Source organism: Thalassoroseus sp. (genome assembly GCF_984380535.1).
Genome location: NZ_CFHRBF010000009.1, coordinates 243,947 through 260,342, shown reverse-complemented (window position 1 = coordinate 260,342; position 16,396 = coordinate 243,947). Strand labels below are relative to the sequence as shown.

Below are 16,396 nucleotides of genomic sequence, written 5' to 3'. Positions count from 1 at the left end.
AGACGTCCCTGTCTCGTTCTGCACAAGTCGCCGGTTCAGTCCAGCGACGCTCTGAGATCGAAACTCAGAGCCTTCCCGTCACAATCTGGTTAATAACGGGAAATCGGGATTGCGGGAAGACGATTTCTGCGCACAATGCCGCCTCTGCTTTTGAATCTTCAGGAATTTGGTTGTCATGAGCTTGATTCCCACAATATTCCGTCCATCACCGACCGTTCCTCCACATGCCATCGAAGCTGCGGATGTCGTCCGTCAGGCGTGGCGAATGCATTTGCTGATCACGCTTGGATTCCTGGCGGTCGCGGCGATGTGTTTGCCCTATGATATTCCGTTTTCTCAATGGTTTTTCCGCACGCTTAACGGCAAACCGGCTTGGATGCGGAATTTCGTCGATAACCTCGTCGGTTTCGGTCACGGAGTCGGTGTGGGCATCATCGTGCTACTCGTGTTTATTCTCGAACCCCGACAACGCAAAGCGTGGATCAGCGTGTTGACTACCGCGTTCTGTGCCGGCATGGCTGCAAACATCGGCAAACTGCTTATCGCACGTTGGCGACCGAGAGACTACAAAGTTGTGCCAGAGCACTTTTCCGAGACCTTCCAAGGTTTTCTACCGTTCCTCTCGAACGGAACCGGCGGCCAAAGCATGCCGTCAGCTCACACCGCAACGGCAGTCGGTTTGGCGATCATCCTCAGCACCGTCTACCCCCGTGCGAAATACGTGTTCGCATTTCTCGCCTTGAATGTCGCCGTCCACCGCCTCAGCTACGGTGCCCACCACCTCAGCGACGTCTTCGTCGGAGCCGCCCTCGGCTGGATCATCGGCCAAATCTGTCGATGGTCCGCGCTGCGGTATCACTATGTGGATCCCTTGATTGCACAGGGTGGCCCTGGTTGCTTGCAACCAGGGATCACGAAGTGATCAAGAGGTCAAATACTGTCGAACCGACAGACGGAAACCCCTCAGCCCTCCGTTTCTTGAGATGAGTTGCTCTTGCAGGTATTGACGCAAGTCGATTTTGTGAAAGTAGCCGCCAGCCACTCGTTGAGAGTCGCCCGTTCCACGACTCGGAACAAAACGATGACATCCCTCAAACTGTTGCTGCTCTGCAGCCCAAAAAGGAATCTTTCTGGGCCACACGGCGGATGTCATAACCGACATAACTCTTGCATTCGTACCTCACAGCCTGAAATCCCGCGGCTTGTTTTGTCGTCAACTCTAGCCTCGTTTGCTTAGCGCGCTACGCGACCCATAGTTGGGCGTTGCGTTCGGCTTTGGTCGGACCATTGGACATCAACAATGTGCTAGGGTTGGGTTGCATGAGTGCTTTTGGACGGAGTGGGCGGGTTGCAGTTGGTCTGTGCTGTTTGCTCGCGGTGACTGCTTGCTATATCGACTGTGATCGAGTTCAGGCCCAGACCACGCCAAGTTCCCAAGAAATTCGCCAGAGAATGGAACAAACACGCCGGGACATTGAACAGCGTCGCCGGGAGATGGAACGCAATCGGAGTTCGAGTTTCCCGCGATCCTCGACGAGTTTCCGACCTCGTTCGTCGAGCAGTTTCAAATCTTCGCCGTCAAGTTCCACCGTTCGCTCCAAGTTCCCGGAATACAAGTGGTCCGCGGGTCAGCAATTCGGCTTCTCGGTCACGATTCAATGGTCCGACAACCAATATAGTCACCGTGTCACCGGAACGCCGTTCTATCATGTGCGGAGCATTGACGGTTCCAAGGCGACGATTCTGGTGATTGGCCGTTTCCGCCACGCTGTCAAAAAGCCGGATGAAGACGATTACCGCATCTTGAAAAGCTACGACTATTGGATTCCCACGATTCAAAAAATCGGCAGGCGATCCATTGAGGATTTTGGCAACCGGGCCGCCGGTGATATGCGGTTACCGTACTTGATGTCGGAGTTCGTGAACCTCCCGTTGATGCTCACGCCATCGTTGCCGACGACGTTCGATCGACGCATCGGCAAGACTCAACCTGCGGTTCTCTCACGCACGGCGAACGGAGTCACGCTTTGGGAGGGATTTACCAAGTCGAACGGTGCAGCGGGCGAAGTTTCACGGTATCGCGAGTCGAAATCGATGGGCGGGACCGTGCAGATCGTGGAAGACGAAGCATTCGAACAAGGCGACCTGGCGATCACCTACAAAGCGACAACGCTGGTTGAGATGTCCACCGGGTTAGTTCGTAGCGTCAGTGGTCGTTATGCGGCGAAATCCGACGAGCAAACCACGGTCGCAACGATTTCCGTCCGGCGATTGAGCGGCAACCAATTAGCTGCAGCGAAGAAAACCGCCTTCGATGATCTCGATCGACTCCCGCCCTCCCTGGTTCCGAACCGGTAGAACCGAAGCGACACTTCTTCACCGCTCCGCCGAAGGACATCGATACAACCGTCTCCCATTTACAGAAATGCCGGTTCCGGGTACACATGCCGATATTCGATCCGTCGGCAAGATCCGATTCGGGCCTTTCCTGGTTCATTGGAGATGAGTCAACATGAGCGGCGTGCGAGTTTTGGTGGGAACGAAAAAAGGCGCGTTCATTTTAACGGCCGATGGTCAACGGAAGTCTTGGAGTGTCAGCGGTCCGCACTTTGCCGGCTGGGAAATCTTTCATATGAAAGGCTCGCCCGTCGATCCCGACCGGATTTACGCGTCGCAAACGAGTGACTGGTTCGGGCAGATCATTCAGCGTTCGAGCGATGGCGGAAAAACCTGGGAAACGCCCGGCGGCGAGCAAATGCCCGACCCTTACGGTCCGCCGTCCGGTGCAAGCAATAAGTTCGTGTACGACATCGATCCCAACACCGGCGTCCCGTTAACGACTCACCAATGGTACGACGGCACTCAACACCCTTGGGAATTCAAGCGGGTGTGGCATTTGGAACCGTCGTTGACCGATCCAGACACGGTTTTCGCCGGTGTCGAAGATGCCGCCTTGTTCAAGAGCACCGACGGAGCAACCAGTTGGCATGAACTTGCCGCCCTTCGAAGTGCTGACGGAGAAAAATGGGCACCGGGTGCCGGCGGGTTGGGTCTGCATACGATCTTGCTCGATCCCCAAAACGAAAACCGCATCTATGTTGCGATCAGTGCCGCCGGAGCGTTCCGCACCGACGATGGTGGGAAAACCTGGAAGCCAATCAACAAAGGTCTGCATTCCCAGTACATCCCCGATCCCGAAGCAGAAATTGGGCACTGTGTCCACCGGATTGCGTTTCACCCTTCGCGTCCTGATGTGCTCTACATGCAGAAGCACTGGGATATCATGCGGACCGATAACGCCGGGGACGAATGGCGAAAAGTTAGTGGGAACTTGCCGACGGACTTTGGTTTCCCGATCGATGTTCACGCCCATGAACCCGAAACGATTTACGTCGTGCCACTAAAGAGCGACGCGGAACGTTTCCCGGCCGAAGGCAAACTTCGTGTGTATCGCAGTCGGACCGGCGGTGTCGATTGGGAACCGCTGACGAATGGTTTGCCTCAGAAGAATTGTTATGTCAACATCCTGCGAGACGCGATGGCCGTCGATACGCTCGACGAATGTGGCATCTACTTCGGCACCACGGGCGGACAAGTGTATTGCTCTCCCGACGGCGGCGACAATTGGACAACCATCGTCCACGATTTGCCATCGGTATTTTCCGTGGAAGTCCAAACCCTGCCCTAAGCCAATAGCAGTTGCCAGAATCCCGTAGGTCAGGCTGTCCGACAATATCACCGAACAGGGTCTCAACTCATGCTGGTCCGAGTCGTGCTTCCCTACCATCTTAAGAATTTGGCGAAGACGGATTCCGAAATCCAAATCGAGGTGGACGCACCGCTCACGCAACGCACCCTGTTAGACGCCCTGGAAGCCCGGCACCCCGTCCTGAAAGGCACCATCCGCGACCATACCACCGGCCAACGCCGCCCGCTACTCCGTTTCTTCACCTGTGCCCAGGACATCTCCCACGATCCCCCGGACACCCCCCTCCCCAACGCAGTCGCAGACGGCTCCGAACCTTTCCTAATCGTCGGAGCCATCGCTGGCGGATGAGGTTGGCTACTGCGGATGGCTCATCGCCTCCAGTACTTCGGGACTGATATCGTTTCCGACAAACCGGACTGAACCGTCGAGCATCAAGAATCTGACGCCTTCCGCACCGGAAACGCCGCCGAATCCTGCTTGGGTGTTGAAGCCCACGGTTGGGTCACGCAGGTTGCCGGGTTCTCCCCAAGGCATAAACTCGGAGTTAACTTCACCAATCAGGAGCGTATTCGCGGAAACATGCCGGAGTTCTTGAAACGGAACGGGATCCGTACGATCTAGCAACCAACGATTGCCAGCGAAGTGATTCAAGCCGTAGCCACGAGAATTTCGCAATGGCGGCGTGCGAAACGCGGGATTGCACAACTCGGGAATGACGGCTCGGAAGCTGGCTGCATTGACGGGATCGTCCCACTCCCGCGAGAAGTCTATCGTGTCGGTTTGGTAGTTCAAATATGGCAAAATTTGAGTGGCCCAACTCTGTGGTGGATCATTCGGATTCTCACGCCATCGCGTGGGCAATGTTCCACGGATGTCATGCGAATTATGAACTGCATGCCCCATCCACTTAAGGTGGTGCTGGGAATTGAAAGCAACTGATTGAGGCAAATCCTCCCCATATAGTGGCTCTTCGGACTGAAACAGCCAAACCGCTTGGTGAGTCACGCCAATGATGGAGGTCCCGGCGATAAACATCACAACAATTAATCCGACAACCGAAACTGTCGACCGTAATCGCCACGAAACCGACCGGCTATCACTTTCGTTATTCGTCTCTCGAAAGAACCATCGTAGTAGATAATGTGCGATCGCAATGACCCCGCCGATCCCAACTAAGAAAATCGCAACACCATCCCAGCGAATCGTCAACTGACTGCCAACACGACGCAGAAACCCAAACCAACCGAACATGAGATCGGTGATAATTTCACCACAAACACCAGGCGGGGTTACCCACATCAACAGGGTCAGCAAGACCATCGGCAGTACAAACAACGCAAGCAGAGCGTACGCCAGCGATTTCATGGTTTCGACCCCGGCCATTGAGACTCAGAGTCATTCCGTTCGAAAGGCTTCGGTGTCCAATCGGGTTCACGTGGGGAGACATCCGCCGGTTCGTCACGAATCGAATACGTCGCGCCGTCTTTTTTCCAAGCTCCCGGCGTCATCAACTCCCGGGCACCGGATATCATGGTGAGAACGACGAGAAACATCAGCCCCCAAAGCGCTACAATCGCCAACGATTTGGCGAATGACAACTGTGGCAATCGAGGCCAGTCACGAGTCAAACCATTCCAAAGAAGTTTGACAGCCAACGCTGACGCTACGATGCCGACTAGGAAAAACGAGATCGCTTGCAAACGCTGATGTGGAGATTCTCTGAGTCGCAGGATCGTTTGGAGGTCCTCAGTCAACGGAGCAGGCATCCCCGCGATTGCAGACGGCGAACCCAAACCGCCAAGAACGGCCACCAGAACAACCACGGCAACTCGAATAGATCGCATACCCAAAGATGTCCACATTTCTTCGAAAGCGACTTCACCGTTTATAACCGAACGGGATTCGCCATGCGAACATTTCTACACGTAATGCGATGATTTAGCGCCACTTCATCTGACGGCTCAGCATGAGTAGGCGGTTTCCGAGTTGCGAGGTGTGGGCGAAGTTGCGGAGACGATACCAGGAGTTCGTGGCGAATCGGCGTAGTGGGCGACGATCGACACTTCCCATCGCAAGCTTGCGGGTGGATGTCATCAAGGCCGCTTTGACACGGTTGATTCCGCGACCCAGATCGATATCAGTCACGCCTTGCTCGCAAGCGGCTCGAAACATATCCAGGTGTAAGATTAGCCCCGGCGAGTATCGCGAAAAATCCGGATCATGCGCGGGAATCATAGAAACGTAACTGGATCGACATTGCATTCCGAAGTGCAACGCGACCGGCTGATCATCGGCGAACAAGCCCGAAAGTTGACCCCTGACACTCGGCTCCTGGATCTTCAAAACTTCACTCAAGAACTCCCGCGTGCATTCCGACTCGAAAACTCCACCGGACTTGCCCTGACTCGTTTGATCGTGCTTCCAGCGAATCATCGTTTCGAGGTGTTCTCGATCGGTCACCTGATCCACGTACCGCACGACGCCAACCTCGCGAGCAAGTTTTCGTCTTTTCCGCTCGGCTTGTTTCAGCTGAGATGTCCCCGACTTCCGTCGGCCCTCGAGATACGCTTCAAAATCCCCGGAAAGCTCCACCCACGCAGCGTCATCATGAGCTTTCTGGTATGCTTGGCTCCACGTTTGCGTGACCGGCAAATGGTCAAAGTGCCAAGCAGACAGTCCAACTTCTCGACAAAGTTTCAGACCATCAATCTCAAGCCCCGGCCGATGCACAATCCCATGGGTCTCACTGAAGGGATAACCAACCGGCCAACCGACTTTGCCTTCTTGCTGGAAGGCAAAGAATCCGAGCGGGGAGTTGCCACTGAATAACGTAGCCACTTTCACACCAGGCAGAGTCTTCCCGGCTGCAATGGCAAACTCAGGACAAAAATGCGGATGCGAGAACGACTCGTCACATTGAGTGATCTCTCGCCAGACGGATACAAGTGAAGAGTCTAACGAAGCGGCATCATCGACTTGAACAGCGTCGATTCGTGACGTGTCACCGTGAAAGGACGTAGACATAGACATATCAAAAGCAGCTAGGAACGCTTGGAAGAAGATGGGCTCATTCAAGTGGTATGCCACTTCGATCGTCACGCAACATCAAACTTCTTCCACAACGCGAGTTCTAACAGCTCCATGTCAATCGTAAGGATCGTCCGTATTGTGCGAACACACAGTTAAGCGGCCCGCCGATGTTGAGGCTCAACCTGACGATCGGAAACAGCGTCGCCAGTCTGCACAACTCCGTCACTCCGAAAAACACGAACGAAGGTCGCTGCAATAATGTAGAGATCGAACAGGAACGATTGTCGAGTGAGATACTCGGCATCGTATTCAACTTTGGCAGGAATCGAGAGTTCGTCACGACCGTTGATCTGTGCCCAGCCGGTTAACCCTGGCGCGAGTTTCTGCACACCTCGTGCAGTCCGAAGAGCAACGAGATCATCTTGATTATAAAGAGCCGGTCGTGGGCCGACGAAACTCATATCACCCACAAGAATACTAACGAGTTGTGGCAACTCATCGAGACTTGTCTTCCGCAGGAAGTGTCCGAGCGGCGTGATCCAGTTGCGAGAATCTTGCAACAGGTGCGTCGGAAGTTGTGGAGTATCAGTCCGCATGCTCCGAAACTTTGGCATTCGAAAGATCAAATTATCTCTTCCCACCCGGTCCGACCAATGCCAAGCTGGGCCACGCGACGTCAACCGGACTAGCATGGCAATGATAGTCATCGGGACCGCAAACACGACCAGCAAACTCGCTGCGAGACACATATCGAACAGACGTTTCATCTCGATCACTTTCTACAACGACGAGAACCAGCCAACTCTAGGCAGCACGCAGTTCTGACTGATTTTGAAGTTGATACCAAGCCACTTCTCGCTCAATCCCCTCAGTGAGTGACACACGGTAGCGAAAGTCAAAATCCTGACGGAACCGAGTCCCATCGTATGCCTCGTCAACGAGCCATTTCGCAAGGGTCTCTGAAACTTTTTCGGCTTTACGCGATACTTTCGGCACAGGCAATTTCGCGAGGGCTGCAAAGGGGAGGCATACATATCCTGTAGGAATGTGCAATCGCGGCGAGCGTTTTCCGAGAGCCTGATAGATAGCACCGACAAAGTCCCGCATTGGTACGGCATCAGACGAAATATTGTAGACACGATGCGAACTTGGCAACGTGTGCGAACGAGCAACCGTCAAACAAGCTCTAGCAGCATCGTCACGAAACACAAGACTCTTACGATTCTCTCCCCGCCCAATCATGAGAAACCGTTTGTTATCAATAGCCCGAATTAGTCGAGCGACATTGCCGCCATCTTCTTCGCCATAGATAACAGCCATCCGCAGCATGACGATTTCAAGCCCCGTCTGCTCAGCGACTTCCGCGAGTTTCGCTTCGGCATCCGCCTTGCTCTGAGCGTATGGACCAATGGGATCTCTTAGTGTCGTTTCATCAATCGGTTGAGGACAATCCGGGTTATAGACCTTGATTGAACTGACATGCACAAACCGCTCAACACCTTGCCGTGCGGCCGCTTCAGCCAATCGAACCGGAGCACTAACATTCACTCGTTCAAACCGAGCAAAGTCATCCTGGGTCGCATCGAACTGATGAGCAAGCCCTGCTGCATGAATGACACATCGTGTACCTTGCACGAGTCGATCGCACTGTGAAGCCGTGAGTTGTTCGTCAGCAAGATCGACCGGAAGAAAACTAGGCAAGCGGCCAGTGGGATCGCGTCGTCCAGTCGTGCGAATTGGAACAGACTCCGAGACAGCCTGCGCGACGATCGCACGACCAAGAAAACCGGTGGCTCCCGTGACTAGTATCGGGGCTTGCATTGGCTGACTCCTCGACATCTTTCAAGCCGCTCGACGAATCGATTCCTGATCCGACAAACCAGTTGCCGGCTGATCCCAAATCGATTTAGGCGTATGACTATCGGCTCGTAACAACTCGCGGTATGCAATCGCAACTTGTTCGAAAGAGAAGCGTCGTTCCGCAGCTCGACGTGCTCGGAGTCGCATCTCGGCAAGCCCTGCAGGATTTGATCGAGCCGTTTCTATCGCGTTACGAAAGGCATCGACATCATTCGGGGGAACGACCCAACCGATTCGTTCCTCGGCAACTGTCCGAGCGAGTTCTGACTCTGGGTCAGCGACTGCAATCACAGGACAGCCGACCGCCATCACATTGTATAGCCGGCTCGGTACTGAAACCCCTGCCATTGCAGGAAGAAAACTAATCACCGATACATCAGCCGCTCGCAGCAAATCATTCAGTTCTTCACGCGGGCGGCGATCTGCGACTGTTACGTTTGCGAGTTTCTCGGCGGTCACAGTTTCTGTCACCCAAGCCTTCCGGGCACCGGAACCGACTAGCAGAAAATGCAGATCGCTAGCATCTTGCATGTCTCGTGCTGCTTCGACGATAACATCAAGGTTGTGTGTTAGCCCCATATTGCCCGAGTACTGAACAACAAACTTCCCCTGCAACCCGAACTGTTCGCGGATCTGATTGGGCTCACTATCATAGGGACTGCGCGGAGCAAGTTTGAGGTCTGCCCAATTCGGAATCATCGTGACGCAGTCGGAACGCTCCGGAAGTTTACTAGCAATCCGCTCAAACATATCTCGCCCAAGAACGATGACATGCCGCGCAGAGTTCAGCAGTCTACCGAACACAAGGTTCAAGACTTTATAAGGCCAAGATGTTGTGCGAAGCATCCCGGCAGCAGCGACTGCATCGGGATAGACGTCATGAATCAACAAAGAATAGTCGACGCCACGAAGACGACAGGCTAACCCGACTGCCAGCGGCGAGATTGGCGGCACGTTCACGACAAGCACACGATCGTTGCGTCGCAGCGACCAGAACATTCTCCAAAAGATCGACAGGCTCACAGTGAGTAAGTTGACGACTCTTAGAGGTAACACGTTCTTGTCGAACGTCGTACTCCAGACGCGACGAATCGAGACGCCTTTGTGCACCTCATGCCAAGGCGAACGTTTGTCACGGACTGTATAAGAAGGTTGCGTGCAGAGAACACGCACATCGAACTCTTCCGCGAGTCCCTCAGCAATGCCGGTGAGAAAATAACCAGTCGGGTTATCGTCTGGATAGTAAACCTCGGAAATCACCCAGACTCTTTGAACCGGGGTTTCACTATGCTTCACATCGACCGGCATGGCCTAACAACCTTACTAGTAGTAAACCCTGGCGGGAGTATCTTTCTCTAGCATTTCAGAAGCGAGAGACTAGCAACACATGCTAAGACAGTTTTCATGTCTACTTGTTACTGGCCTATCACTTGCATTCTTTATTCAGCCTCATGAATAAACACGAGGAACTGACCATGTGCCATTGGCGGTGCTTCGTAGTCGACAGGACTTAGGCCAGCTGCTATGGCTTCTTGTTGCAAGGCATCGACTTTCTCTTTGGGAAAGCGATGACAAGACAGAATGACCACATCTTTCCCATCGGGACAATGACTTTCGCGTTTGCAGATGGTTTGATTGACCCCGTGTGCAATGGCCTCTGGTGTGATGTGGGGAACGTCGTCTAGCAAGTGATACCCCACCCGCACAGCATGCAGGTCCACTGTGACCGAACGAATTTTGGGAATCTCGGATTTGAGAAACGTTGCCATCGAGGCTTCGGCTTCGCGGGTTTCGTGCCATGTGGTGAACGCATCTAACCAGCCGAGTGAAATACCGATCGCGATGGCACAGGGAACGACTGTCCGTCGGAGCCAGCGACTTCCCGATAACCGCAAGACCTGACGACTCCACCACGCCAATGCAGTCCACAATCCGATCCCGGCAAATGGCACCAAAACGAGATACGTGGGGAGGAAGTATCGAGAGCTAATCACTCCTAATGTGCCAAACAAAACCCAGACTGCAGCTAATACAGTGAGGGAGAAGACGATGAGAACCCAGAACTCTTTTCGCCAAAATCGTTGTAGTGCAGTCATTAGTCCGATGACTGCCAACACGAAGTTGACAGGTTCGAACATACGGATCCAAGCGTGGAAGAATTTTCGCAGCCGATATCCAAATGCAAGGGGTTCCGAAACGGAAACCATCGATTCCGGCCTGACCGCTGGCAGCGGCGTGGTTTGAGGTTTCGGCAACGCGGTTGCAGCGGGTTTCGGAATCGTCATCTGCATTGACGATGGCAACATCGATACGGATGCAGTGGTCAAGGATGTTGGTGGCACTGGCGTCGGGGTTGGTTCGAAGGCGGATTGCATCCATTGCCAGCCCAATTGAAAGTGCGTCAGTCGCCCCCATTGCCACTCGCTTTCTCCCCGCAAAAGGGTGAGATTGATGACCAATATCAGAAGCGGTGTCATTGCGAGCCATAGCCCGGTTCCGCAAATGAGTTTGCCAACTTGCGGTCGGCGACTCCACGCGTTCAACGCCATCCAGATCAAGAGTGGTCCTAGCAACAGCCACCCTTCGCTACGGGTATGGACGGCCAACGCCATTGCCAATCCGCCGAGGATGAAGAACTTGAGTCGGTTCTCGCTAGTTGCGCGGTAGCCGAGATAGAACGACAGAGCCAGCAGAAACCAGAATGTCGGTTCGCGGATTGGCTCGACACTCAACTCAATGAATTCGGGATGAATCGCGTAGAGAAAACTCGCAAGGGTAGCGACTCGATCGTCGAACATTCGGCGAATCCAGCCAAACATCGGCAACACAGCGAGGCTGGAAATCACCGCCCCCCATAGTTTCGCAGCCAGCAACCATCCAAGCCCCAATCGATGCAACCCCAAGAGAATAATTGGGTAAATGTTCAGATTGAGGTACGCAAAACCTCTCCCAAACTCCCCATCCTCGAATGCATCCGCAACAGAGGTATAGTAGTACCCATCGTTACAGACGGGGCCGATGCGGGCGACCATGACCAGTCGGGGGATCAGGCAGAGCAAAAACAGCACGAGCAGTGTACGTGACGCCATCGTCACCGAACCGTCAACCGACGGGCTGGCAAGTTTTCGCAACGGAAATGCACAGCGAAATCGCATTGTCGTCCCTGACAAATCCGACTTAACGACGTGGTTAAGCACGGATCATGATGTTATCGCTCTCGGCATCCCGGCCTTAAGCGTGGGGATTGTGTCTGAACACGCCATCTGAGACAAGAGAACTTTCGCACCGTCCCAATGTCCTACTAACCCCACAAGAGCCCAAAAGGGGTTGCACCGCCTGAGACAATTGGGGCGAGAATCCTGTTTTTGCCCGGTTTTTTATGGGCACCGGTGAGGATCCGGTTTTTGTTCAATGTTGAGTGCCCACGCCACGTAGCTATGATGGCGGTTTGCGTCCCGTCCGCGTATTGCCTTGTGAGATTCCCAATTCACCATGACTGTTCCCAGTTCCGGCCCGACATCGACCGGCCCACGTCTGCAGACTTTTCAGCCTCCTCAGGGTGATTTGGCGTTGATTGCCGGGTCGGCAAATCCGATGTTGGCCTCCGCGATCGGCAATTTCCTTGGCATCCGACCGCTCAAGAGCGAAGCCATTACGTTTAGTGAAGGCAATGTGTTCGTGCGGATTTTGGAAAATGTTCGCGGGCGGGACGTGTTCGTCATCCAGGGCGTGCATGCTCCGGTGAACGATAATTTCATGGAGTTACTGTTCTGGATCGACGCCCTCAAGCGTGCCAGCGCTCATCAGGTGACGGCTGTGATTCCGTTCTTCAGCTATGCCAAGGGCGATAAGAAGGACGAGCCTCGGGTTTCGATCCGAGCCCGCGTTTGTGCGGATGCCATCGAAGCAGCGGGAGCCGACCGCGTATTGACAATGGATCTCCACAGCCCACAGATTCAGGGATTCTTCCGTGTGCCGGTCGATCATCTGTATGGTCGGCATGTCCTCTGCGAACACATCAAGAAGTTGAACATTCCCGATCTCGTGGTGTGTAGCCCGGACACGGGGTTTGCGAAGGATGCGTCTGCGTTCGCGAACTTGCTCGGCACACCGGTCGTGATTGGCACGAAACAACGCGTCGATCACAGCGAAACGGCTCGCGTGCTGGAAGTCATTGGGGAAGTCGCTGGGAAGAATGTGTTGATGGTCGACGACTTCGCAATCTCCGGTGGTTCCCTCGTAAGCATGGCGGAACTGCTGAAAAGCCGCGGTGCGAAAGACATCTACGCCGCGATTTCCCACGCCGTCTTCGCCTCCGGTGCAGCCAAGAAATTGGGTCAAAGCGAGATCAAAAAGCTGTTCGTCACCGACACGATCGAAGGCCACACCGATCTCCCGCCGAACGCCAAAACCGTCACCGTCGCCCCCCTCTTCGCCGAAGCCATCCGCTCCGTCCACGACCGCACCAGCGTGAGCATGTTGTTTCCGGAGTGATTTTTGTGTGGAGAGTGGAGCGTTGCGGGGTAGAGAGTGGATTCAGGAGATTTCGGACATGGCGAAAAAATTTGCGAGACGTCATACGGAATTAGAGGTTTACCAAACCGCCCTTCAAGCCGCGATGGAGCTATTTGAAGCGTCGAAAGCGTTTCCGATTGAAGAACGCTATTCGTTGACGGATCAGATTCGCCGTTCGTCACGTTCGGTTTGTGCAAATCTTGCAGAGGCATGGCGGAAGAGACGGTATCCGGCGGCGTTTGTAAACAAACTATCTGATAGCGAAGCGGAAGCGGCCGAGACACAAACTTGGATACAGTTCGCCGTTGAGTGCCAATACATTGAGAACGGAGTTGCCCGGCGAATTTACGAGGAATACGACAAGATTATTGGAATACTCGTCAGCATGTCACGCAACGTGGACCAATGGGTTTTGCGACCAACCGAATAATACTCTCTACTCATCACCCTCCACTCTCTACATGATCAACCAGAACGATAACGATAACACTCGAGCTTCGAATATGACCAGCAAACCCGCTCCCAAACTCACGCCGATGATGGAACGTTACCTGCAGGTGAAGGCGGAGAATCCGGGGTCGATTTTGTTGTTTCGGATGGGCGACTTTTATGAGCTGTTTCATGAGGATGCGAAGACAGCGGCTAAGTTGCTCGGGTTGACTTTGACCAGTCGGGACAAGGGTTCGGAGAATCCCGTGCCGATGGCGGGGTTTCCGTATCACTCGCTGGAAGGCTATTTGCAAAAGCTGATTCGGGCCGGTTTACGGGCGGCCATCTGCGAGCAAGTCGAAGACCCGAAACAAGCGAAAGGGTTGGTGAAGCGGGAAGTCACGCAGGTTGTCACGCCGGGCACGCTGACCGATGATGCCCTGCTCGACCCTCGGCAAAGCAACTTCTTGGCGTGTTTGTTTCCGACGAAAACCCAGATCGGGCTGGCTTGGTTGGAACTTTCTACGGGACGGTTTTTAACGACCGATGTCGAACCGACCGCCCTGCTCGATGAGATCGCCCGCATTGGTCCTGCCGAGTGTTTACTGCCCGAACGCAAGCCGGAAGAGTCCTTCAACGAATCGCTGCAGCATGTGCGGGGAATGGTGCTCACCGAACGCCCGGCATGGTGTTTCTCGCGAGAGGAATCCTTGCGGTTGCTGCTCGACCATTTCGGCGTGCAATCGTTGGATGGTTTCGATATCGAACCCGATTCCGCTGGTATTGTCGCAGCGGGAGCGTTGTTGGAGTACGTCCAAGAAACGCAAAAAACCTCGCTTGGCCACATCGCCCGATTGGAACCGTACCGTCGAGGCACGCATCTGATTATTGACGAATCGACCCGGCGAAGTCTCGAACTCACACGCACGCTACGCGACGGCAGCCGAGATGGTAGTTTGCTCGATGTGCTGGATGAAACCGTCACGCCGATGGGTGCCCGATTGTTCGCGGAACGATTGTCGAACCCGCTAACGGACTTGAAAGCGATTGTCGCCCGACATGATGCCGTCGAGGAACTGATCGCCAACGGTTCGCTCGTGCGAAATGTGCGGGAATTGCTCGAACCGATTTATGACCTGCATCGGCTCACCGCACGGGTGGCGACACGGCGGGCGAGTCCGAAAGACCTCGGCTGTTTGGCTCAGACGTTGGCCGCCTTGCCGAAGTTAAAGGCCAAACTTACCGGGCATCAGTCGGCGTTGCTTATGCGGTTGGAAGGCCGATTGGATTTGTGTGCCGACATTCGTTCCGATATCGAAGAGATGCTCGTCGACGAACCGCCATTGTTGACCACCGATGGCGGCATGATTCGCAGCGGATTCCATGCCGATCTCGATGAACTCCACGATCTCGCACGGGGAGGGAAAGAATGGATCGCCAAGTATCAAGCGAAGGAAGCCGAACGCACAAAGATTCCGAACCTCAAAATCGGGTTCAACAAGGTCTTCGGGTATTACCTCGAAGTGACCAAGTCGCACGCCGACAAGGTGCCCGAGAACTATCACCGCAAACAAACACTGAAAAACCAGGAACGCTACATCACGCCAGAACTCAAGGAGCATGAAGACAAAGTTCTGCGAGCGGAGGAAAGTGCGACGGCCCTCGAACAAGAGTTGTTCCATGCCCTGCGAGAACGTGTCGCTGAACAAATTGCTCGGTTGCAGACGACAGCGGAAGTGTTGGCCGAAGCGGATGTGCTCACGACACTCGCCACCCTTGCGATCGCCGGTGGTTATTGTCGACCGGAAATGACGACCGAACCTCTGCTCGACATCCGCGACGGTCGGCATCCGGTGCTCGATAAGTTGCAACCATCGGGCGTATTCGTGCCGAACGATGTGGTGTTGGGGCAAGGGACCAGGGACCAGACACCAAAGCCGGAGGACACATCCACAACGGACAACGGACAACGAACAACGGACCAATTCGGCCGCGTGCAGATTATCACGGGGCCGAACATGGCGGGGAAAAGCACGTACATTCGGCAGGCGGCGTTATTGACGATTCTGGCCCAGATGGGGTCGTTCGTACCGGCGAAGTCCGCAAGAATCGGGATCGCTGATCGCGTGTTCGCCCGTGTGGGAGCGAGTGACGAACTCGGCAAAGGCCAAAGTACGTTCATGGTCGAGATGACCGAGACCGCTCGCATTCTCAATTCCGCCACGAAACACAGCCTCGTCATTCTGGATGAAATTGGGCGAGGCACGAGCACCTACGACGGGATCTCGCTGGCATGGGCGGTCACGGAGTATCTACACGATTGCCTGGGCTCCCGCACGATGTTCGCCACGCATTACCACGAACTCACCGAACTCACGCAAACTCTCAAGCATGCCGCCAATTGGAACGTCGCGGTGCGAGAGGTCGAGGATGGCATCGTGTTCCTTCACAAAATCGTGCCGGGACCGGCGGACAAAAGTTACGGCATCCACGTGGCTCGTCTCGCAGGTGTGCCAGCGGCTGTGGTCGAGCGTTCCCGCGTGATTTTAGAGACACTTGAAGCCGACCATCTCGACGATTCCGGTCGCCCGAAAGTCCCACCACGTACGACCCGCAAGCAAAAGAATCGGCAGCTTTCGTTGTTTCACGATCAGCATCCTCTGCTCGATGAACTCCGCGATCTCAAAATTGAGGAGTTGACTCCGCTCGAAGCTCTCGAAGAATTACACCGCATGCGTCAGAAACTGGTGACGTAGCCGAATTCTATGATCCGTTGTCCGTTGGTTTCCGTTTCCGGGAACCAAGTACCTTCATTCTGTGTCAACTTTTTTGCAAACTCTGGTGAATCACTGA

At 54.4% G+C, this 16,396-nt stretch carries 14 protein-coding genes; 7 read left to right on the top strand and 7 right to left on the bottom strand.

Going from position 1 to position 16,396, the window contains the following annotated elements:
• Positions 1 to 175 precede the first annotated feature (175 nt).
• The 4 genes from AC5DDB_RS14570 to AC5DDB_RS14555 all read left to right on the top strand — a co-directional run bounded on the left by AC5DDB_RS14570 (position 176) and on the right by AC5DDB_RS14555 (position 4,057).
• Positions 176 to 922 carry a phosphatase PAP2 family protein gene (locus AC5DDB_RS14570; protein WP_491740460.1) on the top strand — a complete coding sequence of 249 codons (747 nt, stop codon included), beginning with the start codon at positions 176 to 178 and terminating at the stop codon, positions 920 to 922.
• A 398-nt stretch (positions 923 to 1,320) separates the two neighbouring features.
• Positions 1,321 to 2,358, top strand: coding sequence for a hypothetical protein (locus AC5DDB_RS14565; RefSeq protein ID WP_491740459.1), 1,038 nt, complete (start codon positions 1,321 to 1,323; stop codon positions 2,356 to 2,358).
• A gap of 154 nt (positions 2,359 to 2,512) precedes the next feature.
• The gene (locus AC5DDB_RS14560) at positions 2,513 to 3,688 is read left to right on the top strand and encodes a WD40/YVTN/BNR-like repeat-containing protein (RefSeq protein WP_491740458.1); all 1,176 of its coding nucleotides are present in this window, start codon (positions 2,513 to 2,515) and stop codon (positions 3,686 to 3,688) included.
• 72 nt (positions 3,689 to 3,760) lie between these two features.
• Positions 3,761 to 4,057: a MoaD/ThiS family protein gene (locus tag AC5DDB_RS14555; protein ID WP_491740512.1), complete on the top strand. Its 297-nt coding sequence runs from the start codon at positions 3,761 to 3,763 to the stop codon at positions 4,055 to 4,057.
• Between the two features lie 6 nt (positions 4,058 to 4,063).
• Here AC5DDB_RS14555 and AC5DDB_RS14550 read toward each other — a convergent pair whose 3' ends face one another.
• The 7 genes from AC5DDB_RS14550 to AC5DDB_RS14520 form a co-directional block, all read right to left on the bottom strand.
• Complete coding sequence (locus AC5DDB_RS14550) at positions 4,064 to 5,074, bottom strand: DUF1559 family PulG-like putative transporter (protein WP_491740457.1); 1,011 nt, start codon at positions 5,072 to 5,074, stop codon at positions 4,064 to 4,066.
• Positions 5,071 to 5,553, bottom strand: coding sequence for a hypothetical protein (locus AC5DDB_RS14545; RefSeq protein ID WP_491740456.1), 483 nt, complete (start codon positions 5,551 to 5,553; stop codon positions 5,071 to 5,073). The genes AC5DDB_RS14550 and AC5DDB_RS14545 overlap by 4 nt, the downstream gene beginning before the upstream one ends.
• Positions 5,554 to 5,647: 94 nt before the next feature.
• The gene (locus AC5DDB_RS14540; protein ID WP_491740455.1) at positions 5,648 to 6,733 is read right to left on the bottom strand and encodes a GNAT family N-acetyltransferase; all 1,086 of its coding nucleotides are present in this window, start codon (positions 6,731 to 6,733) and stop codon (positions 5,648 to 5,650) included.
• Positions 6,734 to 6,891: 158 nt separating this feature from the next.
• The gene (locus tag AC5DDB_RS14535; protein WP_491740454.1) at positions 6,892 to 7,506 is read right to left on the bottom strand and encodes a sugar transferase; all 615 of its coding nucleotides are present in this window, start codon (positions 7,504 to 7,506) and stop codon (positions 6,892 to 6,894) included.
• A 37-nt stretch (positions 7,507 to 7,543) separates the two neighbouring features.
• The gene (locus AC5DDB_RS14530; RefSeq protein ID WP_491740453.1) at positions 7,544 to 8,560 is read right to left on the bottom strand and encodes an NAD-dependent epimerase/dehydratase family protein; all 1,017 of its coding nucleotides are present in this window, start codon (positions 8,558 to 8,560) and stop codon (positions 7,544 to 7,546) included.
• 21 nt (positions 8,561 to 8,581) lie between these two features.
• Positions 8,582 to 9,907, bottom strand: a complete 1,326-nt coding sequence (locus tag AC5DDB_RS14525) for a glycosyltransferase family 4 protein (RefSeq protein ID WP_491740452.1) — start codon at positions 9,905 to 9,907, stop codon at positions 8,582 to 8,584.
• A 131-nt stretch (positions 9,908 to 10,038) separates the two neighbouring features.
• Positions 10,039 to 11,754 carry a glycosyltransferase family 39 protein gene (locus tag AC5DDB_RS14520; RefSeq protein WP_491740451.1) on the bottom strand — a complete coding sequence of 572 codons (1,716 nt, stop codon included), beginning with the start codon at positions 11,752 to 11,754 and terminating at the stop codon, positions 10,039 to 10,041.
• Between the two features lie 337 nt (positions 11,755 to 12,091).
• Between AC5DDB_RS14520 and AC5DDB_RS14515 the strand changes: the two genes are divergently transcribed.
• From AC5DDB_RS14515 to mutS, 3 genes are all read left to right on the top strand, one after another.
• The gene (locus AC5DDB_RS14515; protein WP_491740450.1) at positions 12,092 to 13,093 is read left to right on the top strand and encodes a ribose-phosphate diphosphokinase; all 1,002 of its coding nucleotides are present in this window, start codon (positions 12,092 to 12,094) and stop codon (positions 13,091 to 13,093) included.
• A 58-nt stretch (positions 13,094 to 13,151) separates the two neighbouring features.
• Complete coding sequence (locus AC5DDB_RS14510; RefSeq protein WP_491740449.1) at positions 13,152 to 13,544, top strand: four helix bundle protein; 393 nt, start codon at positions 13,152 to 13,154, stop codon at positions 13,542 to 13,544.
• 73 nt (positions 13,545 to 13,617) lie between these two features.
• The gene (gene mutS / locus AC5DDB_RS14505; protein ID WP_491740448.1) at positions 13,618 to 16,299 is read left to right on the top strand and encodes a DNA mismatch repair protein MutS; all 2,682 of its coding nucleotides are present in this window, start codon (positions 13,618 to 13,620) and stop codon (positions 16,297 to 16,299) included.
• The last annotated feature ends 97 nt before the right edge of the window (positions 16,300 to 16,396 follow it).